At 59.4% G+C, this 24,754-nt stretch carries 27 protein-coding genes; 17 read left to right on the top strand and 10 right to left on the bottom strand.

The genetic code is table 11. The features are described from left to right. Positions 1 to 56: 56 nt before the first annotated feature. Positions 57 to 2,666: a bifunctional aconitate hydratase 2/2-methylisocitrate dehydratase gene (gene acnB / locus ACA044_RS16555; RefSeq protein ID WP_497447243.1), complete on the bottom strand. Its 2,610-nt coding sequence runs from the start codon at positions 2,664 to 2,666 to the stop codon at positions 57 to 59. 409 nt (positions 2,667 to 3,075) lie between these two features. On the opposite strand from acnB, the gene ACA044_RS16550 reads away from it, so the two are divergent. After that, entirely contained in the window at positions 3,076 to 3,546 is a 471-nt protein-coding gene (locus tag ACA044_RS16550) for a DUF1289 domain-containing protein (RefSeq protein WP_497442376.1), read from the top strand. Positions 3,547 to 3,650: 104 nt separating this feature from the next. Here the strand turns inward: ACA044_RS16550 and uspL are convergent, their stop codons facing one another. Beyond that, positions 3,651 to 4,514, bottom strand: coding sequence for a universal stress protein UspL (gene uspL, locus ACA044_RS16545; RefSeq protein ID WP_497442375.1), 864 nt, complete (start codon positions 4,512 to 4,514; stop codon positions 3,651 to 3,653). 163 nt (positions 4,515 to 4,677) lie between these two features. On the opposite strand from uspL, the gene ACA044_RS16540 reads away from it, so the two are divergent. The 3 genes from ACA044_RS16540 (at position 4,678) to ACA044_RS16530 (ending at position 7,528) form a co-directional block, all read left to right on the top strand. Beyond that, positions 4,678 to 5,286 carry a MiaE family protein gene (locus ACA044_RS16540; protein ID WP_007906324.1) on the top strand — a complete coding sequence of 203 codons (609 nt, stop codon included), beginning with the start codon at positions 4,678 to 4,680 and terminating at the stop codon, positions 5,284 to 5,286. Between the two features lie 247 nt (positions 5,287 to 5,533). After that, on the top strand, positions 5,534 to 6,241 hold the full coding sequence (locus tag ACA044_RS16535; RefSeq protein WP_497447242.1) for a winged helix-turn-helix domain-containing protein: 708 nt from the start codon (positions 5,534 to 5,536) through the stop codon (positions 6,239 to 6,241). After that, positions 6,242 to 7,528, top strand: a complete 1,287-nt coding sequence (locus ACA044_RS16530) for an ATP-binding protein (protein ID WP_497442374.1) — start codon at positions 6,242 to 6,244, stop codon at positions 7,526 to 7,528. Positions 7,529 to 7,650: 122 nt separating this feature from the next. On the opposite strand, the gene ACA044_RS16525 is transcribed toward ACA044_RS16530, so the two are convergent. The 5 genes from ACA044_RS16525 to ACA044_RS16505 all read right to left on the bottom strand — a co-directional run bounded on the left by ACA044_RS16525 (position 7,651) and on the right by ACA044_RS16505 (position 11,861). Further along, positions 7,651 to 8,439 (bottom strand): MipA/OmpV family protein, encoded by a 789-nt coding sequence (locus ACA044_RS16525; RefSeq protein WP_497442373.1) that lies wholly within the window; start codon positions 8,437 to 8,439, stop codon positions 7,651 to 7,653. Between the two features lie 101 nt (positions 8,440 to 8,540). Then, positions 8,541 to 9,029 carry a GFA family protein gene (locus ACA044_RS16520; protein ID WP_497442372.1) on the bottom strand — a complete coding sequence of 163 codons (489 nt, stop codon included), beginning with the start codon at positions 9,027 to 9,029 and terminating at the stop codon, positions 8,541 to 8,543. A gap of 199 nt (positions 9,030 to 9,228) precedes the next feature. Continuing rightward, entirely contained in the window at positions 9,229 to 9,846 is a 618-nt protein-coding gene (locus ACA044_RS16515) for a DNA-3-methyladenine glycosylase family protein (protein WP_497442371.1), read from the bottom strand. Positions 9,847 to 9,920: 74 nt separating this feature from the next. Then, positions 9,921 to 10,733 carry an isocitrate lyase/PEP mutase family protein gene (locus ACA044_RS16510; protein ID WP_497442370.1) on the bottom strand — a complete coding sequence of 271 codons (813 nt, stop codon included), beginning with the start codon at positions 10,731 to 10,733 and terminating at the stop codon, positions 9,921 to 9,923. A gap of 45 nt (positions 10,734 to 10,778) precedes the next feature. After that, positions 10,779 to 11,861 (bottom strand): bifunctional transcriptional activator/DNA repair enzyme AdaA, encoded by a 1,083-nt coding sequence (locus tag ACA044_RS16505; protein WP_497442369.1) that lies wholly within the window; start codon positions 11,859 to 11,861, stop codon positions 10,779 to 10,781. 126 nt (positions 11,862 to 11,987) lie between these two features. Here ACA044_RS16505 and ACA044_RS16500 point away from each other — a divergent pair, with 126 nt between their 5' ends. Next, entirely contained in the window at positions 11,988 to 12,401 is a 414-nt protein-coding gene (locus tag ACA044_RS16500) for a VOC family protein (protein ID WP_497442368.1), read from the top strand. A 149-nt stretch (positions 12,402 to 12,550) separates the two neighbouring features. On the opposite strand, the gene ACA044_RS16495 is transcribed toward ACA044_RS16500, so the two are convergent. Then, positions 12,551 to 13,171: a LysE family translocator gene (locus ACA044_RS16495; protein ID WP_497442367.1), complete on the bottom strand. Its 621-nt coding sequence runs from the start codon at positions 13,169 to 13,171 to the stop codon at positions 12,551 to 12,553. Between the two features lie 432 nt (positions 13,172 to 13,603). Here ACA044_RS16495 and arsN2 point away from each other — a divergent pair, with 432 nt between their 5' ends. After that, the gene (arsN2, locus tag ACA044_RS16490; RefSeq protein ID WP_497442366.1) at positions 13,604 to 14,050 is read left to right on the top strand and encodes an arsenic resistance N-acetyltransferase ArsN2; all 447 of its coding nucleotides are present in this window, start codon (positions 13,604 to 13,606) and stop codon (positions 14,048 to 14,050) included. 102 nt (positions 14,051 to 14,152) lie between these two features. Here arsN2 and ACA044_RS16485 read toward each other — a convergent pair whose 3' ends face one another. Then, positions 14,153 to 14,443, bottom strand: a complete 291-nt coding sequence (locus ACA044_RS16485; protein WP_497442365.1) for a hypothetical protein — start codon at positions 14,441 to 14,443, stop codon at positions 14,153 to 14,155. A 405-nt stretch (positions 14,444 to 14,848) separates the two neighbouring features. Between ACA044_RS16485 and ACA044_RS16480 the strand changes: the two genes are divergently transcribed. From ACA044_RS16480 to ACA044_RS16435, 10 genes are all read left to right on the top strand, one after another. Further along, positions 14,849 to 15,346 (top strand): Csu type fimbrial protein, encoded by a 498-nt coding sequence (locus ACA044_RS16480; RefSeq protein ID WP_497442364.1) that lies wholly within the window; start codon positions 14,849 to 14,851, stop codon positions 15,344 to 15,346. Positions 15,347 to 15,537: 191 nt separating this feature from the next. Then, positions 15,538 to 16,038 carry a Csu type fimbrial protein gene (locus tag ACA044_RS16475; protein ID WP_497442363.1) on the top strand — a complete coding sequence of 167 codons (501 nt, stop codon included), beginning with the start codon at positions 15,538 to 15,540 and terminating at the stop codon, positions 16,036 to 16,038. Between the two features lie 111 nt (positions 16,039 to 16,149). Next, positions 16,150 to 16,683, top strand: coding sequence for a Csu type fimbrial protein (locus tag ACA044_RS16470; protein ID WP_497442362.1), 534 nt, complete (start codon positions 16,150 to 16,152; stop codon positions 16,681 to 16,683). A gap of 19 nt (positions 16,684 to 16,702) precedes the next feature. Next, complete coding sequence (locus ACA044_RS16465) at positions 16,703 to 17,239, top strand: Csu type fimbrial protein (RefSeq protein WP_497442361.1); 537 nt, start codon at positions 16,703 to 16,705, stop codon at positions 17,237 to 17,239. Between the two features lie 4 nt (positions 17,240 to 17,243). Beyond that, positions 17,244 to 17,744 (top strand): Csu type fimbrial protein, encoded by a 501-nt coding sequence (locus tag ACA044_RS16460; protein WP_497442360.1) that lies wholly within the window; start codon positions 17,244 to 17,246, stop codon positions 17,742 to 17,744. A gap of 30 nt (positions 17,745 to 17,774) precedes the next feature. After that, positions 17,775 to 18,563: a fimbrial biogenesis chaperone gene (locus tag ACA044_RS16455; RefSeq protein WP_497442359.1), complete on the top strand. Its 789-nt coding sequence runs from the start codon at positions 17,775 to 17,777 to the stop codon at positions 18,561 to 18,563. A gap of 121 nt (positions 18,564 to 18,684) precedes the next feature. Next, a complete protein-coding gene (locus ACA044_RS16450; protein WP_497447241.1) occupies positions 18,685 to 21,042 on the top strand; it encodes a fimbria/pilus outer membrane usher protein in 2,358 nt (785 codons plus the stop codon). A gap of 74 nt (positions 21,043 to 21,116) precedes the next feature. Further along, complete coding sequence (locus ACA044_RS16445; protein ID WP_497447240.1) at positions 21,117 to 22,064, top strand: Csu type fimbrial protein; 948 nt, start codon at positions 21,117 to 21,119, stop codon at positions 22,062 to 22,064. Positions 22,065 to 22,166: 102 nt separating this feature from the next. Next, positions 22,167 to 22,937 carry a DUF2092 domain-containing protein gene (locus ACA044_RS16440; RefSeq protein ID WP_497442358.1) on the top strand — a complete coding sequence of 257 codons (771 nt, stop codon included), beginning with the start codon at positions 22,167 to 22,169 and terminating at the stop codon, positions 22,935 to 22,937. A gap of 83 nt (positions 22,938 to 23,020) precedes the next feature. Continuing rightward, positions 23,021 to 23,518, top strand: a complete 498-nt coding sequence (locus ACA044_RS16435; protein WP_497442357.1) for a hypothetical protein — start codon at positions 23,021 to 23,023, stop codon at positions 23,516 to 23,518. A 92-nt stretch (positions 23,519 to 23,610) separates the two neighbouring features. Here ACA044_RS16435 and ACA044_RS16430 read toward each other — a convergent pair whose 3' ends face one another. Next, positions 23,611 to 23,823, bottom strand: a complete 213-nt coding sequence (locus ACA044_RS16430; protein ID WP_008074349.1) for a DUF1059 domain-containing protein — start codon at positions 23,821 to 23,823, stop codon at positions 23,611 to 23,613. A gap of 240 nt (positions 23,824 to 24,063) precedes the next feature. Between ACA044_RS16430 and ACA044_RS16425 the strand changes: the two genes are divergently transcribed. After that, complete coding sequence (locus ACA044_RS16425) at positions 24,064 to 24,651, top strand: LysE family translocator (protein ID WP_497442356.1); 588 nt, start codon at positions 24,064 to 24,066, stop codon at positions 24,649 to 24,651. Positions 24,652 to 24,754 lie beyond the last annotated feature (103 nt).

Below are 24,754 nucleotides of genomic sequence, written 5' to 3'. Positions count from 1 at the left end.
CGTAAAAAAACGCCGCTCATCTCACGATGGGCGGCGTTTTTTATTGCGTTGCAGCGTTAGGCTTGAACGACCGGGATGTTGGCGTTCGCAGCAGCTTCACGGAACTCGGCGATCTGGTCGAAGGACAGGTAGCGGTAAACATCGGCCGCCATGCTGTCGATCTTGCCAGCGTATTCCATGTACTCCTCGACGGTCGGCAGGCGACCCAGGATCGAAGCAACGGACGCCAACTCGGCCGAAGCCAGGTAAACGTTCGCGCCATCGCCCAGACGGTTCGGGAAGTTACGGGTCGACGTCGACACAACAGTCGAGTTCGGCTCTACACGTGCCTGGTTACCCATGCACAGCGAGCAGCCTGGCATTTCCATGCGTGCGCCGGCCTTGCCGTAGATGCCGTAGTAGCCTTCTTCAGTCAGCTGGTGAGCGTCCATTTTGGTCGGCGGCGACAGCCACAGACGGGTTGGCAGCTGACCCTTGACCTGATCCAGAAGTTTACCGGCAGCGCGGAAGTGACCGATGTTGGTCATGCACGAACCGATGAACACTTCGTCGATCTTCTCGCCAGCAACGCTGGACAGCAGACGGGCGTCGTCCGGGTCGTTTGGTGCGCAGAGCACAGGCTCTTTGATGTCGGCCAGGTCGATTTCGATGACTTCAGCGTATTCGGCGTCAGCATCGGCAACCATCAGCTCAGGGTTGGCGATCCAGGCTTCCATCGCTTGAGCACGACGTTCCAGAGTACGTGCATCGCCGTAGCCTTCGCCGATCATCCAGCGCAGCAGGGTGACGTTGGAGCTCAGGTACTCGGTGATCGACTCTTTCGACAGCTTGATGGTGCAACCGGCAGCCGAACGTTCGGCCGAGGCGTCGGACAGCTCGAACGCTTGCTCGATGCTCAGGTTGTCCAGGCCTTCGATTTCCAGAATGCGGCCGGAGAAGGCGTTCTTCTTGCCTTTCTTCTCGACGGTCAGCAGGCCAGCCTGAATCGCGAAGTAAGGAATGGCGTGAACCAGGTCGCGTAGGGTGACGCCCGGTTGCATTTTGCCTTTGAAGCGAACCAGGATCGATTCCGGCATGTCCAGCGGCATAACGCCGGTGGCTGCAGCGAACGCGACCAGACCGGAACCGGCCGGGAACGAGATGCCCATCGGGAAACGGGTGTGCGAGTCACCACCGGTACCGACGGTGTCCGGCAGCAGCATGCGGTTCAGCCAGCTGTGGATGATGCCGTCGCCCGGACGCAGGGAAACGCCGCCGCGGGTCATGATGAAGTCAGGCAGGGTGTGGTGGGTGGTCACGTCGATCGGCTTGGGGTAAGCCGCGGTGTGGCAGAAGGACTGCATCACCAGATCGGTCGAGAAGCCCAGGCACGCCAGGTCTTTCAGTTCGTCACGGGTCATAGGACCGGTGGTGTCCTGGGAACCGACGGTGGTCATTTTCGGTTCGCAGTAAGTACCAGGGCGAACGCCTTTGCCTTCTGGCAGGCCGCAAGCCTTGCCGACCATTTTCTGTGCCAGGGTGAAGCCCTTGCCGGTGTCGACAGGTGCTTCAGGCAGTTTGAACAGATCGGTAGGGCCCAGGCCCAATTCGGCACGGGCCTTGTCGGTCAGGCCGCGGCCGATGATCAGCGGGATACGGCCGCCAGCACGAACTTCGTCCAACAGCACCGGGGTCTTCATTTCGAAGGTGGTCAGGACTTCGTCAGTGCCGTGTTTGCAGACTTTGCCAGCATGCGGGTACAGGTCGATCACGTCGCCCATGTGCATGTTGGTGACGTCGAATTCGATTGGCAGTGCGCCAGCATCTTCCATGGTGTTGTAGAAGATCGGAGCGATTTTGCTGCCGAAGCAGAAACCACCGGCACGCTTGTTCGGCACGTTAGGCACGTCGTCGCCGAAGAACCACAGCACCGAGTTGGTCGCGGATTTACGCGAAGAACCGGTACCGACCACGTCGCCAACGTAGGCGATCGGGAAGCCGGCATTGCGCATTTCTTCGATCTGCTTCATCGGGCCGGTGACGCCCTGGACGTCAGGCACGATGCCTTCACGGGCCATTTTCAGCATGGCGAGGGCGTGCAGCGGGATGTCCGGACGGGACCAGGCATCAGGAGCAGGGGACAGGTCGTCGGTGTTGGTTTCGCCGGTGACCTTGAACACACGCAGGCTGATCTTGTCGGCCAGCACAGGGCGGTTCTTGAACCACTCGCCGTCAGCCCAGGATTGCAGCACGCCTTTAGCGTGAACATTGCCGTTCTTGGCTTTTTCAGCAACGTCGTGGAAGGCGTCGAACATCAGCAGGGTGTGCTTGAGTTCTTCGGCGGCGACTGGCGCCAGTTCGGCGTCGTCCAGCAGGTTAACCAGCGTCACGATGTTGTAGCCGCCCTGCATGGTGCCGAGCAGTTCAACAGCGCGTTTCTTGTCGATCAGAGGGGATTTTGCTTCGCCTTTAGCGAGGGCAGACAGGAAGCCGGCCTTTACATAGGCTGCTTCGTCCACACCTGGCGGAATGCGATTGGTGATCAGGTCAACGAGGAAAGCTTCTTCGCCAGCCGGGGGATTCTTCAGCAGCTCGACCAGGCCTGCAGTTTGTTCGGCGTTAAGCGGCTGGGGAACGATACCCAGTGCTGCACGCTCTTCGATATGTTTGCGGTAGGCTTCAAGCACAGTTATTACCCTCATCAGTGGTCCCAAATGGGTGTCCGGGACGCTCATCCCGAAATTGCCGTACTCATGCGCTGCGTGGCGTTGTGGGCCGCTTAGCCAGAATTAACGGCAATTCCTTACAGAAGCTGCTTTCAAAGTTTTACGCCTGCAGAACGGGGAGCTGATGAGGGTTGGCGTCAGGCTTTTCCCCGCTGGAAAAACCCTTCGCCAACACCGCTCTGAAGGAACGACTGTGCTCGTGACGCTTTGAAAACAGCTTCTAACGGACATTGGCGCCTTAAAAGGCTGGCTGATTCTACGGCAAAAAAATTCTAAAGGTAAGTTAGCCCCCAAAACTTTGAGGGGTGATGAATGTTAGACAAAGGGCTAACATGCCGATCTGTTCTGCTTTCCCGTGTTTTGCCTACCTATGCCCAATCAGACCATCAAGACCCCCTGCGTCGGCCTCTGCTCCACTGTTTACGGTGACCTGGTGTGCCGTGGCTGCAAGCGTTTCCACCATGAAGTGATTCACTGGAATGGTTACAACGAGGAAGAAAAACGCGCGGTGTGGCTGCGTCTTGAGCAATTGTTGTCGCAGGTGATGGCCAGCAAGCTGGAAATTTTCGATCCCGCGTTGCTGCGTCTGCAGCTGGAGCAGCGCAAGATCCGCTTTGTGCCGCATCAGTCGGAGTATTGCTGGGCATACCAGTTGATCGCCCGGGGTGCGCGGGTCATCAACAATCTGGAAGCCTACGGGATGGTGTTGCTGCCGGAGTTCCGCGACTGGAGCCTGCCGGAATTGCGCGATGCCATTGATCGGGAATTTTTCCTGCTGTCTGAGGCGCATTACCAGCGCTACATTGCGCCGGGGTTTCTCAAGGATGCGTTTGGCGGTTAAGAGCATCGCGAGCAGGCTCGCTCCCACAGGGGATTTGTGAGCGCCACAGATCCAATGTGGGAGCGAGCCTGCTCGCGATGGCGTCCTGCCAGGCACCGCAGATTTCAATGCTGGGTCACGATCTCTTCCAGATGATCCATGACCGTTTCCGGCTTGAGCACCAGCACATCGCTCTCCAGCGAATCCAGCACCACTTCCGCCGTATTCCCGATCAACGCCCCCGACAACCCGGTCCGGGCTACGGTGCCGATCACCGTCACAGAAGCCCCCAGCTTATGGGCCATGTACGGAATCAACACATCCGCCGGTCCTTCCGCGATATGCAGGTGGTCGTCATCGATGTCGAACTCGGCCTGAAAGGCTTTGCATTGCTCGCGATAGCGGGCCTCAATGGTTTCGCTGAGCTGGAACGTCGGGTCGGCCGCCGACAGCATCGGCGACGGATGGGCGCTGATCACGTGCAAGTGGGCTTTGGCCAGGCTGGAGATGTCGTAGCCATGATCGATGATGCTGGCGTGCAAGGTACGGTGTTCGCCGTCGATATTGCCGACATCGATGGCCGCCAGGATCACGCCGCCGGTCCAGGGCTTGGCGGTTTTCACCAGCAGCACCGGGGTAGGGCAGTAGCGCAGCAGTTTCCAGTCCGCCGGGGTCAGCAGGGCTTTTTTCAGCGGGCTGTCGGGGAAATGCTGCTTGACCACCAGCCCGCAACCTTCGGCCTGCTGCACATCGACGATGGTTTCGTGCAGGCTTTCGTTCCAGGCCTGTTCGGTGGTGACGCTATAGCCGTCCTCCAACAGCGCTGCCTTGAGCACGCCCAGCATGCCGGCGTGGTCATGCTTTTTATCGCAGACCAGCAGGTGCAGATGGGCCTGGGTCACGCCAGCGATCAGTTTGGCCCGTTTGAGCGCCAGGCTCTCCGAGTGTTCGGGTTCGATGACCACCAGAATGCTGCGAATGGCTTGCATGATCGGAATCTCCCTGGAAGGTAAAAAAACACTGCGTTGGACAACTATAGTTGCTGGTCGGCATTCGGCGACTTGATGCATATCAACGGTTGGCGGCTGGTGGTCTGTCGGCAGGCCGGTATAATCGGCGCCCTTCGTTCTGTACCTTTTATCCGTGAGCCCCATGATCCTTCCCGAAATTCACGAATTCCTTGGCTGCCGCACGCCCGATGGCTGGGTCCAGGCCGCGTTGGCCGATCAGGAAACCCTGCTGATCGACCACAAAAACTGCGAATTCAAGGCGGCCAGCACGGCGTTGAGCCTGATTGCCAAATATCACTCCCACGTCGATCTGATCAACCTGATGTCGCGTCTGGCCCGGGAAGAGCTGGTGCACCACGAACAGGTCATGCGCCTGATGAAAAAGCGCAAGATCGAGCTGCGTCAGCTGTCCGCCGGGCGTTACGCCTCGGGACTGCGCAAAGTGGTGCGCAGCCATGAACCGGTGAAGCTGGTGGACACCCTGGTCGTCGGCGCCTTCATCGAAGCGCGCAGCTGCGAGCGTTTCGAGGCGCTGGTGCCACATCTGGATGAAGAACTGGGCAAGTTCTACTTCGGTCTGCTGAAAAGCGAGGCCCGGCATTTCCAGGGTTACCTGAAACTGGCCTATCAGTACGGAGACGCCAAGGACATCGCCCAGGTGATCGACAAGGTTCGTGACGCCGAGCAGGCGCTGATCGAGTCGCCGGATGTGGAGTTTCGTTTTCACAGTGGTGTGCCAGCCGCCGCATAACCTTGTAGGCGCGAGGCTTGCCCGCGAAGGCGATCTCAAGGACGCTTTCGCCGGCAAGCCGTGCTCCTACAAATGCCATCCGCACGTTGCGATCTTTTGCGTCTGAATTGTTAAAAACTTTTAAGAGTATGAAACATCGCCAAAAACCGGCCCTTGCGGCCGGTTTTTGCTGCCTGCCATAACCGTGCCGCCCGCGATTGGCGCCATAATGCCGCCCACTTCACTCAAGGGTTGGCAAACGGTCGTTATGGAAAACCTGGGTTTTGGCAAAGTACTGTTGGTGGAAGACGACGAAAAGCTCGCCGGGCTGATCGCGCATTTTCTGTCCCAACACGGCTTCGAGGTCCGCGAGGTGCACCGCGGTGACCTCGCGTTGGCTACTTTCCTCGATTTCAAACCGAAAGTCGTCGTGCTCGACCTTATGTTGCCGGGCCAGAGCGGCCTGCACGTGTGCCGCGAGATCCGCAGCGTATCGGACACGCCGATCGTCATCCTCACCGCCAAGGAGGACGACCTCGATCACATCCTGGGTCTTGAGTCCGGCGCCGACGATTATGTGATCAAACCGATCAAGCCACCCGTGCTGCTGGCCCGTTTGCGCGCCCTGCAACGCCGTCAGATGCCAGACACCAGCGTGTGCAACTCGCTGGAGTTCGGCCAGCTGAGCATCGACCGCAGTTGCCGCGAAGTGCGGTTGGCGGGCGAGGGTATTGAACTCACCACCATGGAATTCGAACTGTTGTGGTTGCTGGCCAGCGCCGCCGGCAAAATTCTGTCTCGTGACGACATCCTCAACCGCATGCGCGGAATCGCCTTCGACGGCCTCAACCGCAGCGTCGACGTCTATATCAGCAAATTGCGCGGCAAGCTCAAGGACAACCCGCGCGAGCCGGTGTGCATCAAGACCGTGTGGGGCAAGGGTTACCTGTTCAATCCGTTTGCGTGGGAGCTGTAAATGCTGCGGTTATTTCTCGGGCTGTTTCTGGTGATGACGGTTGGCCTGGTACTGGCGCTGCAAACCGTCGAGCGCACGTTCAATGCACTTCTCGACGGTCAGATGCAGAGCTACAACCGAGAGGCGGTGCGTGGCCAGGCCTGGTCGCTGGCCGAGCAGATGCGCGGCCTGGACGGTTTGGCCCGGGAGCGACAACTGGAAGCCGTGCGCCCCCACTACGGCTTGGGCCTGACCCTGGTCGAGACCGATCAACTGTCCCTGACCGATCAGGAGAAAGCCGAGTTGGCCCAAGGCCTGCTAGTGATTCGTGACAAGTACATGCAGTTCATCTCGCGCATTGACGACGGTTCGCAGCTGCTCAGCATCAAGCTGCCGGCCGAGCCGAGTCTGATGCCGTTCTACATTGCAGCGGCCTATCTGATGATTGCGGTGATGATCGGTTTCGTGTTGTTTTTCTGGGTGCGCCCGCACTGGCGCGATCTGGAGAAACTGCGCCTGGCCGCCGAACGCTTTGGCGACAACGACCTGTCGGCGCGCATTCAGCCGTCCAAGCGTTCGAACATCCGCGATCTGGCCGAACACTTCAACTTGATGGCGGCGCGCATCGAGGGCCTGATCGCCAATCAGCGCGAGCTGACCAACGCGGTGTCCCATGAACTGCGCACGCCGATTGCTCGGTTGTCGTTCGAACTCGATCAACTCAAGCAACAACCCGATCCGACCCAGAGCCGCGAATTGATCACCGACATGTACGCGGACCTCGGCGAGCTGGAAGAAATGGTTTCCGAGCTGCTGACGTACGCCAGCCTTGAGCGCGGCGCCACGGTGATTACGCGGGAAAACATTCAGGCCAGCAACTGGCTCGACAGCGTGGTTGGCAGTGTGGTGCTGGAGGCTGAAGCCGCCGGGGTGCAGCTGTTGATTGTCGAATGTAAGGTCGACGAGGTTCGCATCGAGCCGCGCTTCATGGCCCGCGCGATGATCAATTTGCTGCGCAATGCCATTCGCTATGCCGACCAGCGGGTGGACGTGTCATTGGTGCGCACCGGTGATCATTACGAAGTGCGGGTCAACGACGACGGGCCGGGCGTGCCGCTGGACGGGCGGGAGAAAATCTTCGAGCCGTTCTCGCGCCTGGACGCCAGCCGCGACCGCCGCACCGGTGGTTTTGGCCTGGGGCTGGCGCTGGTGCGACGGGTGGCGCAATCCCATGGCGGGCAAGTGGAAGTGACGGACTCGCCTTGGGGCGGGGCGTCATTTCGGATGACCTGGGCGCATGTTGATTAGCTGTGGCGTTCTTGCGGACGCCTTCGCGGGCAAGCCTCGCTCCTACAGGTCTGTATTCGCGAACGCCACAAATCCTGTAGGAGCGAGGCTTGCCCGCGAAGAGGCCATCAGCAACGCCGCCTTCAAAAGGTGTACACCACCTGCCCAACCAATGACGTCTGCATCCGCCGCTCCACAATCGGGCTGTCCGCCGCATCATTGGCCAGGTACTGAACGGCCAGCACTGTCGAAAAACGCCACTGTTCATTGATCGGCAATGACCAGGTCAAATCCGCCCCGCGACTCACCAGCCCGCCGTGGGTGTCATGAGCCCGGAACTGACTGCGCGATGCCTGAGCCGCGCTGACGCCATACCAGGTGCGCACGTAGTTGCTGTCGCCGAACTGACTGTTGAGTCTGCCCACGAGCTTGCCATAGTCACCCTCATAAAGCGGTGCGCTGATGCTCAGCTTCAGCCGGTTCCAGGCCGAGCCGGTGTCGTGATCGCCCTCATCTTTTTCCAGCGCATGCTCGAAGGTCGCGCCGAGGATGAACGGCCCCATGTGATAGGTCCCGTCCAGCCCCAGCGCCGGGCGCGACTTGATCGAGCCCATGCCGTCGAGCTCATCCGAGCCTTTGAACCCACTCTTGCGATCCTTGCGCACATCACTGGCGCCGATGTACACGCTCAAACCGAAGTCGTCTTCATCGAATGCCCAACCCACGCCCTTGTCGGTATCGAGAAAAACGCCATAAGGGCTGATGATTTTTGCCCCCAGCAATGGCGCCACGACCCGCTCGTCACTGCCGCTGTAACGCGGCACGCTGGCGGCACCGGTGCGAAGGCTGTAGCGCCAGTCTTCGGCGTGCAAGGAGTCGGCGGGGAGGAGCAGGCAGCATGAAGTCAACGACAGACACAACGAACGGAACATGGGAGCACCCGAAGGGAGGTTGGATGCGCCCATGCTAGGCGGGTGACGGCGAGCAATCTTTGACAGCTTTGTCGGGAAACTGTCATAGACTGTAAACGGGCTTAGCAGCTCAAACCCAGGCGCTCATGCCATTGGGCGATGGACTCTTCGGGCCAGACATCGCACTGTCGATCACCGGGCTGCGTTTGGACTTCCACCCACGGTGCTTTGGAGCCGAGCATCAGATGCGTGTGCTCGGATGGCACCGGCAACGCCGTGTCGATGGCCGAGGCGAATGGGTGAACAAGGTCCGGCCATTCAGGACTGAACAGCCATAATCCCGAGCCGCAAAGGGAACAGAAATGTCGCTCGGCGGTGCTGCGGTGGGCGCGTTTGTCATCATCATCCTTGAGGAGCGCACGGTAGATAGCGATGTGCTTGCGACCGCGCACCTTGAGGCTGGCGGCATCGCCAGCGATGTTGATCGCATAACCGCCACCGCCTTGGGTCTTGCGACAGATCGAGCAATAGCAGCGTTGATAAGGGTAGGGGTGGGCGCTGGTCAGGCTGAACGACACCGCGCCGCAATGGCAAGAGCCTTCAAGCTGCATGGGGACCTCCGACGGGGGCTGGGATGACTCAAGACAGCCTAGACCGTCAGCGTTTCTGGGCAGTTGAATTTATGCTGGATGTGCGGGCGCCTTCGCGAGCAAGCCCGCTCCCCCACTTGATCGTTGTCGTACACAAAATCCGTGTTCGCTGAAGATCTAATGTGGGAGCGGGCTTGCTCGCGAAGAACGATAGCGCGGTCTACCGGTTGGGCACCCGCCACAAGTACCACGCCGCCACCGTCCGATAGGGCCGCCACGCCAGCCCGATTTCAATCATCTGCTTACGAGTCGGTTGTACCTCCAGCCCCTTCAGCCGCCGATAACCCTCGCGCACGCCAAAATCATCGGCAGGCAAGATATCCGGCCGTTCCAGGCTGTAGATCAACAGCATTTCCACCGTCCAGCGACCCACCCCGCGCAAGGTAATCAAGCGCTCGATCAATGCTTCATCGTCCATGGCTAACGCTGTGGCGTAATCCGGCACCACCCCGTCCAGAGCCGCCTGAGCGATGCCCTGAATAGTCGCGATCTTGCTGGCGGAAAACCCGCAACCGCGCATCTGCTCGAAGTCGGTCGCCAGAATTTGCTCGGGTCTTGGGAAGGTGCTTGAAGGAAACAACGCCAGCAGCCGGCCGACAATCGCATCGCCAGCTTTTGCATGCAGTTGCTGATAGGCAATCGCCCGCACCAGCGATTCATAAGGATCGCGAGCCGCATGGGGTTGATGCAGGCAGGGGCCGATGGCGCTGATATGGCGTTGCCAGTCGGCATCAAGGGCCGAGAGAAATTCACTCGCCAGTTGATAGGTGTCGGGCATGGAACATCCTGAAGTGCGGGTGACTGCGGGAAGATTAGTCGTCGCTCCGCAGCGTCGCACTCCATTGCTTGCGGTCAAATTTTGCCGGACGGCGCCAACAGGGCGTTCACCTGGCCATACGTGAAGGCCTTGAGGTGGCTACTGTCGAGTTTGCCGGTTTCCAGGAAACTCTTGGCCAGGCCAGCCATGGCGCCATAGAGGAATTCGGCGATGCTCGAACCGGCGCTCAAACGGCGCACACCGAGGGCTTGCAGTTCTTCAGGCGAAGGCAGGCCCGGGAAGCCGAGCACGTTCACCGGCAGCGTCGTACCACGGCACAGGGCGTCGATCTCATACGTTGCCGTGACGCCAGCTGCAAACAGCCCGTCGGCACCGGCCGCCTGATACAACGCGGCCCGCTTGAGCGTTTCTGCGACGCGGTCTTCGGCCGGCACCAGGCCCTTGAGGTAGACGTCGGTGCGGGCATTGATGAACAGCTTCACATCCCGACGATTGGCGACCTGGCGAGCGATTTCGATCTTGCGGGCCAGCAGTTCGGGCGGTGCAGCACCGTCCTCGATATTGATCCCCACGGCACCGGCGGCGATGACGGCGTCGATCACTTCCGCAACCCGCCCCAGGTCATCGGAATAACCGGCCTCAATGTCCACGGTCAACGGCACCGTGATGACTCGGGCAATGGATTCGACGGTGGAAATCAGCCGTTCAAGCGGCAACGTGTTGCCATCCGGATAACCGTGAACCCAAGCCACCGCCGCGCTGCTGGTGGCGACGGCCTTGCTGCCCAGTTGCTCTACCAGTCGCGCCCCGGTTGCGTCGGCGACGTTGGTCAGAATCAGCAGGTCGCTCTGATGCAGTTGGTGGAATGGGTTGTCGAGTGTGTCCATCGAATGTCCTTCCTTATGACTTTCTGAAAAGAAACGGCGGATTGATCAGAATGCGAGTTGTTGGGTGATGTGCACCGCGGCGCTTTCCAGCCTGAGCAGAAACGCCTTGCGCGGTTGTCCACCACCATAGCCGGTCAGCGAGCCATCTGCACCGATCACCCGGTGACAGGGCAGGATAATCGCCAGGCGGTTTTGTCCGTTGGCCAGGCCCACGGCGCGGCTGGCGCCGGGCTTGCCCAGTTGCGCGGCGATGGCGCCGTAGGTAGTCGTCTGGCCGTACGGGATCTTCATCAGTTCAGCCCACACCTGACGGGCGAAAGCGCTGCCGGGCAGGTGCAGTGGCACGTTGAATTCGCTCCGTTTGCCAGCGAAGTATTGCGCCAGTTCTAATTCGATCTGCTGCAAATGCCCGTTGTGACCGGGTGCCACGGCGTAGCCGTAACGTTTCTGCAGTTCTTCGATTTCCTTGGTCAATGCCGGTCGATCGAGAAACTCCAACAACACCAGCCCACGCTGTTCGGCCATGGCGATCATCGGCCCCAGCGGTGTGGTCAGCCGGGTGAACAGCAGTGGCTCGCTATGGGCGGTGCGGCCGGGCGTGATGTGGAACGACTTTTGAAACGCATCGCGAAAGCCGCTCAGGGATTCGTAGCCGGAGTCGAACGCGGCGTTGTCAATGGATTCACCCTGTTTGATGCCACCGAGGGCGATGCCCAGGCGCCGGCTGCGCAGCCAGGCGTGGAAGGTCATGCCGAAATGCTGCTTGAACCAGCGGCGCAGTTTCAGCGGCTCGATGCCCTCGGCGAGCAACTGGGCATCAGTCCAGCGCAGGTCGGGATCGGCGTTGACGGATTTGAGCAGCCGCTGCACCCAGTCCGGCGCGATGGCCGCGGCATCCAGCGGCTTGCAACGCAGGCACGCCCGATAACCCGCCGACATCGCCTCATCGGCATGGGCGAAGAATTCGACGTTTTCCGGCTTCGGTTTACGCGCCGTACAGCCGGGGCGGCAGAAAATGCCAGTGGTTTTGACCGCGGTAAAGAACACCCCCTCGTAGGCGGTGTCGCGTTCGAGCATGGCGCGAACCATCTCGGCGTGGGGCGGAAGCACAGCGTTTTGTAGGTTCATGGGCTGAGCATAGGCCGCGTCGCCCGGCGCCTCCACCGGAAAATCGACAGTGAATTTTTGTGGCCCTGAGCTACAGTCATCGGGTCACCGGTAATCCTGTAAACGATATTTTCAGGAATCATCCTAATGCAAGCGTTCACGATCAAACACATCGATCACATCGTCCTGCGCGTCAAGGATCTGGAGCGAAGCATCACTTTTTACGGCGAAGTATTCGGCGCCAAACTGGTCAAGCGCCGTGACGATCTGGGCCTGGTGCATTTACGTGCGGGCACCTCGATGATCGACCTCGTCGACATCCAGGGCGAACTCGGCCGCAAGGGCGGTGCTGGCGCTGGTCACGAACGGCGCAACGTCGATCACTTCTGCCTGCGCATCGAACCGTTCGACGAGCAAGCGCTGGTCAGTCACTTGCAGTCCTTCGGCCTGACACCCGAGAAAGCCGCCGTGCGTTTCGGCGCCGAAGGCCACGGGCTGTCGATCTATTGCTTCGATCCGGACGGCAATCAGGTCGAACTGAAAGGGCCGTCCCAAGGGTAAGAGACTCTTGAGTCAGTGAGAAACCCGTGGCGAGGGAGCTTGCTCCCGCTTGAGTGCGTAGCACTCACAAAAAAACGGCGATTGTTATCAGAATTTGGGGCCGCTACGCAGCCCAACGCGAGCAAGCTCGCTCGCCACAAGGGTAAGGGTCACGCCCGTTTCGCCATCAACAGCACCGAAGCCGCCGCCGACAACAAACCCGCGCAGCAACGGTTGAAAATCCGTTTGCCTCGTGGTTCGGCGAACCAGCGGCGCATGTGCAGGCCCATGTAGGCGTAGGCGCTGATGGCAATCCATTCCAGCATCAGGAACAACGCGCCGAGCACGGTGAATTGCGCGGCCACCGGTTGGGTCGGGTCGACGAACTGCGGCAGGAATGCGGTGAACAGTAAAATGGCCTTGGGATTACCCGCCGCCACCAGAAACTCTTGCCGCGCCAGGGCCAGGATCCCCATCGACTTGCCGGTGATGTGTTGCTCGGCCTCGGGATTGGCACGCCACAGTTGCCAGGCCAGGTACAACAAGTAAGCGGCGCCGACGATCTTGATCGCATAGAACAGCCATTGCGAGGTTTGCAGCACCACCGACAACCCGGCGGCGGCCAGGCCGATCATCCCGGCAAACGCCAGCAAGCGACCGACACCGGCCACACAGGCGCGACGATAACCGTAACGGGTGGCGTTGCTGACCGACAGTAGATTGTTCGGGCCTGGGGCCATGTTCAGAGCGAAGCAGGCCGGGAGAAACAGGGTGAGGGTGGCGAGGTCCATGACGGCGGCTCCAGTAACGAGAGCCTTATTTTTATCATGAGTGACGAGTGGCCTGGCCCATACAGCGGTGAGCGCAAATCGCCGTACACTTGCGTTATGCCAGTCAGTTAGCGCAACCCATGTGGGAGCGGGCTTGCTCGCGAAAGCGGTGTGTCATTCAACATTAATGCTGGCTGATCTGACGCCTTCGCGAGCAAGCCCGCTCCCACAGGTTCCGCGCCTTAACGGACTGGCATTGCTTGGTTAAGGCCGTTTTTCAACAGGCGAAGCGACGCGTAAGACGATGTAGCGTTCAGGAAGTAACCCGCAGCCACATTAAACACGCTCTCCCGAACACCCCAAATCCCGCTTCAAGAATGGCTGTTGATGGGCGATTGATAAGAATTGTGCCTGCTAGCATTGAGTATCAGGGAATCAAGAAGAGGGCTGACGATGCAGATGATTAAAGTAGGGGCGAGTGGTTTGGATCAGCTCCGTGAATCTTTGAGTCAAGCAGGATTGCCCTGCGAAGATGTAGGCGAACCTGGGCTGCAGTTTTACCGCTTCGACGTGGATGGGAAATGGATTGCTTATGGAGGGCTGGAGGGTTCTGGCCCTGATCTGTTGCTTCGTTCAATGGTCGTTAATGAGGCGTGTCGTGGTGAGGGGTTGGGAAAAGCCGTGTTGTCTGAACTGGAACAGTATGCCGTCTCCCAAGGCGCAGTCCGACTTCACTTGCTGACCCAAAGCGCTGTTGGTTTTTTCGCGGCCAATGGCTATGAACTGCTCGATAGGGATGAGGCGCCTGTCGTTATCAACCACACAGCTCAGTTCAAGCATCTGTGCCCTGCGTCAGCGAGCTATCTACGAAAAACGTTAAAGATTCGCCCATTGTACTGAAGCAAGCTCAATCTGATGGTTTGCGCACGATCATCTCTGTGCGAAGCAAACATACAAAACTTGCGACAGCGATAGTGTCGTGAGATCAATCGCAAGGGCGCGCTATTGGATCTGCACAATGACCGGACCTTCCGTCACGATTGGCGGGTTTGCGTGGATATTCGAGGCGTTTTTCTGAATCCAGTCGCGTGCAACTTTCAAGCTCGCATCGCTGCCGGCCTTGTCCGTGCAAACAGTCACCGACGTACCGCCATCACCCGTATTCAGCAGCGTGTAGCTTACAAGGCCAGGCACTGTGCGCAGGGTCGCTTCGACGTCGGCCTTGCGCTGTTCTAAAAGATCGAAAAGCTGCTTTGCTCCAGCACCCAGGTAGGTTCTTATCACCGCATACATGGTCGTCTCCTTTGGGAGTACCGCGTTGATGCCAATCCGGATCCGCTAATGGCCGCTATCACTCAGGTTTCAGTTAGTCCCGATTTATTCAGCTTAGCCAAACGCCGGCGACAAGCGAAATGCAACGACCATCGGCCACTTTTGGCCGAAAGCGAATCTGTGTTCGCCCGTTCAACATGGGTCTATCTCCGCAGATATTGCCCGAAAACGCACGTGTGAGGTTCGGATGTGGACTACGCTTTGGATTCCAGGCTGGAAGGTCAGGTTCTTTCAGGGTACTGAAAAAACCTTTCCGTTCCCTAAGTACTACAGGGAGTTATCGCCATGACGTTCTTGCATAGCACGCAATCCTCCTCATATCCCCGTTGGGATCGTAGCGATACTCTGGTAGGCCAAGAGACTCGGATGCGGCGCAATAGGGGCGTTCTCGCCGGTGTCGGGATCCTGGGGGCTTTCGCGCTCAGTCTACTGCCCACTCAGGCCATTTCAGCCACCGCCACCGCAACGTTTGCCGTCTCCGCGAGCATCGTAGCCGGTTGTGGGATCACGGCCTCTCCCTTGGCTTTCGGCGCCTATACAGGCGTGCAAGCCGATGCCGAATCCAGCCTCTCGGTCAACTGCACCAACACGACGGCCTATAGTGTGGGCCTCGGTGCCGGGACGAGCGGCGGGACCGCGACAGCCCGGCAGATGTCCGGCACTCCCGCAGGGATCCTGTTCTATGCGCTGTACTCGGACGCCACGCGGGCGATCAATTGGGGCGACACCGGCGGCACTGGTCTCATCACTGGAACCGGCAGTGGCTCCGCTCAGGTAATCCCGGTCTATGGTCGGGTGGCGGCGGGGCAGCTTAGTCCGCCAGGCACCTATGCCGACACAATGACGGCCACCGTCACCTTTTGACCTTGAAGACCGTGGTCAAGCACGGTTTTTCCTTCAGAAATCCTATCGATACCCTGATACACACGAAATGTGCCCCTTCGTCGCAAATATGCGGATTTGACGTGTTGTTTCCCCCTTGGATGCTAACCTCAGCCTGCGAATAACCCCTTAAAGGGAATGGGAATTTGAATGGGCTCGGGGTTTTGGCGGTCATGAGCACGATGCTCAGTGCGACAGTGTTGGCGGCGCAGCTTCAGGTTGAGGTCCGGGTCAATGTGCAGCGCGGTTGCCAGTTGGTTGGCCAACAGCGTGAGGCGGGTATCGAGCAATTGGGCGTCCTCGACTTCGGTACCGCCGCCCGTCTGGACGATCCGGCCGGGCCATTGAGTGCAGCACTGCTCGACGCACGTGTGCCACGCCTGGAATGCAATCCCGATACCCCTTACCAATTACAAGTCGACGGCGGCCTGCATGGCGGCGTAGGCGAGGTCCGCTATCTGGCGGGCAGCGCAGAGCGCAGCAAACCCATTCCTTATCGCCTCTATCAAGACGCTGCACGGCAGATTCCGCTGCCGGTGAATGTGCTCTTGAGTGGACAGGTGCCGGATTCAGGTACGGTGGATTTGCCCCTGTATGCACGTATTGAACGGCTGTCCGAGATCCCCCGTGTCAGCCGTTATTCCGACCTTTTGAAAGTGACCGTGAGCTGGTAGCAAGGCATTGAGTGCCATCTGTCCGATGGATTCGGGCAGCACAGGGAAACGTCGTTCGCAAGCGGACGGCCAATGTTTGAATCCTGATGGAATTAGGATCGGTGCAAGACGATGAAGAGTTGGGTGGTGACGACCCTTGGCACAGTTCTACTGCTGGCTGAGGAGGTGCAAGCGGCGATCAGCGGGCAGATTGATGCGCGGCTGACAATCATCGCCAGTTGTGAAGTGATCAATGGCGTCACCAGCCCCACCGGCAGCCCGGTCAGTGATTTCGGGCTGTTGGATTTCGGCTCGCAAGGTCCGACCTGGACCAACCCGATCAACGCCAACCTGAGTGATGCCGGCAACGGCAAGCTGGAAGTCTCCTGCAACCCTTCGGTCACCGGTTTCACCGTGACCATCGATGGCGGCGCCCATGGCGACGGCACCACTCGGCGCCTGAGCAATGGTACCCAAACCATCCCTTATCGATTGTTCTTCGATGCTTCCGGTGGCGACAGCTACAGCATCGGTCAACAACGCTATTTCGCTGTTACCAATGGAGCCGAGATACCAATCCCGGTATTTGGCTCCGTGGTGGCGAATACCAGCGCGGTCCCGGCGGGCGTCTATACCGACACCCTGACGGTCACGCTGGATTGGTAAACCCCAGAGGAAGGACATCATGCAAAAGCTTGTATCAAGGATTGGTTTATCAGCGCTCGTTCTGGCGTTGGCCAGCAATGCTCAGGCGGCTACATCTGCCGGCCAGATCACCACCAGCATGACGCTCAGCAGCAGTTGTGAAATCAACGGTGCCCCCGGCGGGGCTACCGGGGTGGACTTCGGTACGCTGGACTTCGGCACCACCGGCAGTCTGTTCACCACAGCGAACGGGGCGGTGCTCGCTGGCGGGGGCGGCGCATTGTCGATTCTCTGCTCCAGCGGCACCTTGCCGACAGTCACCGTGGGGGCTGGCACCAATGACGGCGGATCTGTCGGCGGCACCCGGGCGCTGGCCGATGGCAGCGGCAACTTCGTGCCTTACGACTTGTACACCGACACCGGTCGTACGCAGGTCCTGGCGATCGATGGGGTGATCACACTCGCAGAAAGTACCGGCGTGGCGCAGACGGTGAATATCTACGGCAAGGCCGTGGGCAAGGCAGGCTTGCCCGCAGGCACCTACTCAGACTCTGTCGCCGTTGTATTGACCTTCTAGTGCGATGGCCAATCATGGTTGTGCCGCCCTGATCCTGCTCTGCGCGACCGGCTTGCCGCTGCCGCTGGCGGCGGTGACCAGTCAGAGTTTTCAGGTCAGCGCGACAGTGACGGCGGCATGTCTGGTAATGGGCGGGGTCTCCAATTACGGCAACCTCGATTTCGGAACTCAATCGGCGCTGGCGACCAACACCGTGCAGGTGCAATTGAGCGCCGGCGTGCAGGTGCAATGCACGCCAGGCGTGACCCTGAACATGAGTGTCGATGGCGGCCAGTACAACAGCAATGGGCGGCACCTTCAGCTCGATGGCGGCAGTGCCCGTGTGGCCTATCAATTGTTCAGTGACGCGGCCTTCAGTGAGAACCTGGGCATCGGTCAGAGCGTGGCCGTGGCCTATAGCGATGCGAACAACATCCGATTGCCTATTTACGGACAAGTGCAGTTACCGGGTGATCAGCCCGGAGGGATTTATAGCGACGTGCTGCAGGTGCAGCTGTCGTGGTAGCTCGGTAGTTCGAGCATAAGGAGTAGGCATATGTATTCACCTCTGCGCAGGTTACCGGCCGCGCGTTGCGCTGTGCTGGCGATGGTATTGCTGGGCGGGGTCAAGGTGCAGGCGGCCAGTTCGGTGCTGATCTGGCCGATCGATCCGGTGCTGGAGGCTGATCAGCAGGCGAGTGCGCTGTGGCTGGAAAATCGCGGCAACGAGACGGCCAATCTGCAGATCCGGGTGTTTGCCTGGAGCCAGAGTGGTTTCAGCGATCAGTATCAGAACCAGCGCGATGTCATTGGCAGCCCACCGGTAGCGAAAATCGAACCCGGGCAGAAGCAACTCGTGCGCCTGACCCGTACCCGCGATATACCGCCGGGGCAGGAGTTGGCCTATCGCATCATTATCGATGAAATCCCCGCGGCCAGGCCCGTGACGGCTGAAGACGGCAAAACCGCTGCCGCCATTCGGTTTCAGATGCGTTACTCGGTGCCACTGTTTGCCTATGGCTCCGGTCTGTGGAGCAAGGAAGACATGACCCGTAAACGCGACCCCAAAGGCGCCGGCGTGCCTGATCTGAGCTGGCGTAAAGTGGCGGTCGATGGCCGTTCCTACGTGGAAGTGCGCAATCAGGGCGCGGTGCATGCCCGGCTGACCGATGTCGCGTTCAAACAGGGCGGTCAGACACGGCCGCTGGTTGAGGGATTGCTAGGCTATGTGCTGCCGGGGGCGATCATGCGTTGGCCGGCACCGGAACCGATCAGTGCGGATCAGGCACTGCAAGTACGGGTCAATGGTGCGCCGCAGGTTCAGAGTATTGCGCCGGGACGTTGAGCTTAACGTTGAACCTTTGGCGAGGGGGACAAGCCCCTGGCAAAAAGTTCCTTGACTGAGAGGCACTCAGGCATTCGCTAGCCACAGTAAGGAAATGTCCATTGACGGACGTAAAGCGGTGATGAGCCAGGATCGGGCTCGCAGTATTAAGCGTCCGCTGTGGGCCGCGATTGGCCTGTGCTGTCTGGTATTCGCCCACCACGGCCTGGCGGGAGACCTGCCGCCAGCCCCCAGTGGCATGGAGGCGATTGTCGACGCGCAGTTGTTTCTGGAACTGGTCGTCAACCAAATGGATACCGGGCGTGTGGTGGCGGTGGCGCAGCGCGGCGGGCGCTTCTTTGTACCGGTCGCGGTATTACGCGAAATCGGTATGAAGCTGCCGCAAGAGCTCAACGCCGAGGTCGCCCTCGACAGTCTGCAAGGCTTGCATAGCGATTACGACAGTCAGGGTCAGCGGCTGTTGTTGAACGTCCCGCCGGACTGGTTGCCGGAGCAGTTTGTCGGCAGCCGTGAGGCGTATCCGCGCACCCCGGCATTGAGCAGTTTCGGCGCCTTGCTCAACTACGACCTGTACCTCAACGACACTGACGACAGCGGCACCTACCTCGCGGCCTGGAACGAGGTGCGGCTATTCGACAGTTGGGGCACGCTGTCCAACACCGGGCAATACCGGCGCACGATTTCCGGAATCAGCAGCGGCACACTGAACAATGGTTATCGGCGTTACGACACCACCTGGCGTTACTCCGATGACGAGCGTCTGCTGACTTACGAGGCGGGCGATCTGGTCAGCGGCGCCTTGCCCTGGAGCAGTTCGGTGCGCCTGGGCGGTGTGCAAGTGTCGCGTGATTTCGGCGTGCGCCCGGACCTGGTGACCTACCCTTTGCCGCAGTTCGCCGGGGAAGCGGCGGTACCGTCCTCGGTCGACCTGTTCATCAACGGCTACAAATCCAGCAGCGCCGAGCTGCAGCCCGGTCCCTACACACTGACCAACATTCCGTTCATCAATGGTGCCGGCGAAGCAGTGGTGGTCACTACCGATGCTCTCGGTCGACAGGTCTCGACCACCGTGCCGTTCTATGTCACCAGCAACCTGCTGCAAAAAGGCCTGATGGACTTCTCGGTGGCCGCCGGTACCCTGCGCCGTGACTTCGGGATTCGCGATTTCGGTTACGGTCCGGGCGTGACCTCCGGCAGCCTGCGTTACGGTCTGAACGACAGCCTGACCCTTGAAAGCCATGCCGAGGCCTCGGACGCGTTGTCCCTTGGCGGCGTTGGCGGCAACCTGCGCCTGGGCAATTTCGGCGTGCTCAACACGGCGGTCAGCCAAAGCCGGTTCGACGGCAATAGCGGTCAGCAAGTCAGCCTCGGTTATCAATACAGCAGCCAGCACTACAGCGTTGCTTATCAGCGTATGCAGCGCCGCGACCAGTACGCTGACCTGACCGTTATAGACAGCCCCTATATCAGCCTCAGCCAGCGTAGCGAGCAGCTGACCCTGAGCGTCAGTCTCAACGGCTGGGGCAGCCTCGGTGCGGGCTATTTCGATGTGCGGGCGGCGGATGATTCGCGCACCCGGTTACTCAATCTGACCTGGAGCAAGCCACTGTGGCGCAATACCAGTTTTTACCTGTCGGCCAATCGCGAGATCGGCGATAGCGACTGGGCGATGCAGGCTCAACTGGTCATCCCCTTCGACCTGCGTGGCACCTTGAGTGTGAGTGGCGAGCGCAGCAAGACCGGCGTAAGCCGCCAGCGCGTCAATTACAGTCGCGCTGTGCCCAGCGCAGGTGGCGTGGGCTTCAACCTCGGTTATGCCCACGACGAAGGCCCGGATTATCGTCAGGCCGACCTGACCTGGCGCCTGCAATCGGTGCAATTGCAGGCTGGGGTTTACGGCAGCAGTGATGCCCAGACCCGTTGGGCCGATGCCAGCGGTTCGCTGGTGTGGATGGATCACCAAGTGTTCGTCGCCAATCGTATCGATGATGCCTTTGTCGTGGTCAGCACCGGTGGATTTGCCGATATTCCGGTGCGTTACGAGAATCAACGGGTGGGCCAGACGGATAAAAATGGCCATCTGTTGGTGCCGTGGAGCAGCGCCTACTATCGCGGCAAATATGAAATCGATCCACTGAACCTGCCGACCAATGTGCAGAGCTCGAATGTTGAGCAACGGGTCTCGGTGCGCCGTGGCAGTGGCTACCTGCTGGAGTTTCCCCTGAGCCGGATCATTGCCGCGAGTGTGGTGCTGGTGGATGCGCAGCAGCATGAATTGCCCTTGGGCAGCCGCGTGCGGCACGAGCAGAGCGGGGCGTATGCGGTGGTCGGTTGGGACGGACTGGTTTATCTGGAAAACCTCGAAGAACACAATAGTTTGCACGTGACTTTGGCCGATGGCCGGACCTGCCAGGCGCAGTTCACGCTGGACATGAAGCAGGACCAGGTGCCGTTGATCGGACCGCTGCTGTGTCAATGAAAACGCCAATGAATGGAACAGGGAGATGGGGTGTGCAACGTTCTGATCGATGGCCGGGTAAAGTGATCGGGCTGATGGCGATTTTTCTGCCGTGTCATGCCTATGCCTTGTGCGAGGTGGCCAGTACTTCACCGGCCGGCTTTGGCTCGATGAGTTCGATCGCGGTGCGTACCACTTTGCAAACCAGTTCCACCACCCATGCCGGTTTGAGTTGCACCGGTTCGTTGGCATCGTCGTTGGCCAGCGATGATCATTTTTACGCCACCATTACGTCGGCAACCGCAGGGGTGGTCGGGCCAACCAGTGATGTGATTGGTTACACGCTGTTTGCCAACAACAGTACCAGCTATCCGATCACTCGCGGCGTGGCGTTCGACTTCGCCCGACACTCGATAATTGATGACCTCGGCCTGCTTTCCAATCCAGTGGTTGCCAAGACCATCCCGATCTACCTGCATACGATTATCGGCAGCAACGTGGCTGCCGGGGTTTACTCTGAAACCCTGAACATTTTCTGGAGCTGGGATTATTGCCATGACTATGGTGGAGGTGGCAGTTGTCAGGGGCGAGACATCAACAGCGGTTCCACGAGTCTGACTGTGAATATGACCGTGGAAAACGACTGCACGATCACTGCGCCGAACCTCAGCTTTGGCAGCGCTTCGGTAATCAGTTCCTTCGCCACTGTCACTGGCCAGACGATCAACCTGGCCTGCACCAAGGGCAGTGCCTACACGGTGGGGCTGGACGATGGTCAGCATGCTGTCGGCGTGGGCGGGCGCAGGCGGATGATCTCGGGCAGCAATTACCTGGCTTACGACATCTTCAAGAGCGCCGGAACCACCCGTTGGGGTAGCGTCAGCACGGCCCGCCGCGCCAGCTCCGATGCCGAGGTCAACCCCGGCAACGGCCTGGGCACCGGCAGCCAGATCTTCAACTACAACGCCAGAATCTACACCGACCAGAGCACGCCGCCACCGGGCACGTATCTGGACAGTGTGGTGCTGGATGTGGGGTTTTAGAAAAAACCTGAATATAGGATTGCGACGCAGGCGCGACCTTCTGACGAATGGAACACGCCAGGTCTAGGCTTAAGAGTCGTGCACAGGCCAGGAGCGGGATCAATGAAAGCCAACGCGAGTGTTTTCTGCCTGTTGTTCACCCTGGCGCTTGCCCCCGGCGCTCGTGCCGCCGATCTGCCAACACCGGACGCCACCCCGACAGTCAACCCGCAAGTGGTGGATAAACTCATCGATATGGGCGACTACTTGCGCGGCCTGCCGACGTTTCAGGTAGACGCCGAGGTGTCCCGGGATACTGTTCTGGAGTCCGGCCAGAAGATCAAGACCGAATCCTTCAATGTCTTGAAAGTGACGGGTCGTGATCGGATGTACGCCAAGACAGAAGGCGATATTCGAACGCGAGAGTTCTTCTACAACGGCAAGAAATTGACCCAGTATTCGCCTTTTCTGAAGTACTACACGACGGTGGATGCGCCGCCGAAATTGTCCGATACGTTGCACATGATCGAAGACCATTATGGTGTTCAGATACCCATGGAAGACCTGTTTCTGTTTGGTAGCGATCAGTCACAGATCGATGCGCTGAAAGAGGCGCTGTACGTTGGCCCATCGACGATCAAGGGGCAACTGTGTGATCACCTGGCCTTTCGGCAGGAGGGCGTTGACTGGCAGTTGTGGATCACCCGATCCGAGAAGCCACTGCCGTGCAAACTGGTGATCACCACCACCGATGAGCCGGGTTTTCCGGAGTACAGCGCGGTGTATCACTGGAACCTGAAGCCGAACATCAAGGACTCGATCTTCACCTTCGCATCGGGTAAAGGCGATGTGGCGATTCCTTTGAAGAAAGCCAGTGATCAGAAAGGGGAATGACATGAACAGGACGATGTCGTGGGGCTTGTTGTTATCGCTCGCAACCACCTCGGTACTGACGCTGAGCCTGGTCACTTATGTGGATGCCCGACCCCAGCGCGCCCAAGGGCACGCCAGGGCATCGGTCAACCACTGCCCAAAGGGCTCAGCGCATCAACACCGGCAATACCGCGCAACGCCCTGCCAACGTCAACGCGGGCAATAGGGCCAATGCCGGCAACAGAGTCAATTCTGGTAATCGGGCCAATGCCGGAAACACCACTGGCAACCGAACCAACATCAACAACAGCACCCGTAACGTCAACATCGACAACAGTCGCGACGTGGACATCGACGTAGACGGGCGTGGCCGCTACGGCTACGACAATCACTACCATCCGATCGCCACGGCGGCGGCCGTCACCGCAACGGTCGCGGTGACCGCGGCGGTGGTCGGGTCCATTTTCACGCCTGCGCAACTGCCTCCCAGTTGTGTGCAAGTCATCCAGTACAACACGGCTTACATGCAGTGCGGTTCAACCTGGTATCAACCGCAGTATCAGGGCAGCGATGTGACTTATATCGTGGTTAATGCGCCTTGAGTCGGGACAGCCGAAGGCTGCGATCTTTTGATCTTGACCTTCGGCGGTCGTGATGAAGATCAAGATCAAAAGATCGCAGCCTTCGACAGCTCCTACGCGGGACGCGGTGCTTCAACAGGCGGGGTGCCGTCGTGAAACATCGTCTTCAGTTGAGCACGCAGTTCCGGTGAGTCGGTGTGCTTGTGAACACTGACCGCATGCTGTGCGGCGGCCTCGAGCAGTTCGTTTTCAGAGTCTGCGGACAGCGCGACCGAGCATTTGGAATCGCTTGGAAACTCGCGGCAGTCGATGTATTTACGCGCCATGATGTCCTCCTCCCTACGATGAAGGCAGGCCGTGGCCTGCGTGAACGATCACTCGACGCGGCCCCCCTGCATCAACACAATTGCACGTCGCACCGAGTGTGCCGACTCTTGAAGTATAGGCCTGCCACAAGGCTCATCGTGACAGGCTTTCAGCGACGCAAAGGGGTGTTTTCTTCAATACGGCGTTCAGGCGCCTCATTACCTTGAGGCCTGGTTCAACTGAATTGAAGAAGGTATGCAATGAGTCTGATTCTTTCCATGGCCGCGTTTGCCCTGGCCGCTTCCATTACACCGGGTCCGGTGAACATCGTGGCGTTGAGTTCAGGGGCGCAATTCGGTTTTCGTGCCAGTCAGCGGCATGTGGCCGGGGCGACGCTGGGGTTCGTGCTGCTATTGGTGTTGATGGGACTGGGATTGCACGAGGTATTGCAACGATGGCCGGCGCTGACCCGGGTGGTGCAATGGGCGGGGGTGGCGTTTCTGTTGTTCATGGCTTTCAAATTGGCCACTGATAACGGTCAGCTCGATGCCAGGGAATCGGGCCGGGCGCCGTCGATGCTGTATGGCGCGGTGATGCAATGGTTCAACCCGAAAGCCTGGTTGGCTTGCGTGGCGGGAATGGGCGCGTTTGTCGCCGATGGCGAAACGCGGCTGGTGTGGCAGTTTGCGGCGGTGTACCTGGTGATCTGTTACCTGTCCGTCGGTTGCTGGGCGTATGCCGGGACGTTTTTGCGCAGCTACTTGAGCAATCCTGCGGGGATGCGCCTGTTCAATCGAACCATGGCGTTGATGTTGGCATTGTGTGCGGCGTATCTGCTGTATCCCTGACGGCCGGGTTTGGCGAAGAAAGGTCAACGTCTGGCGATGGATCAGCGTGCTGAAATGATCCGTGCCCCGTCAAGCGAGACACGGGTTCATTGACGTTGAACAG

This window comes from Pseudomonas sp. LBUM1673, assembly GCF_059695645.1.
Note: the sequence above shows the minus strand (reverse complement) of the source record. Positions and strands in the feature narration are given on the sequence as shown.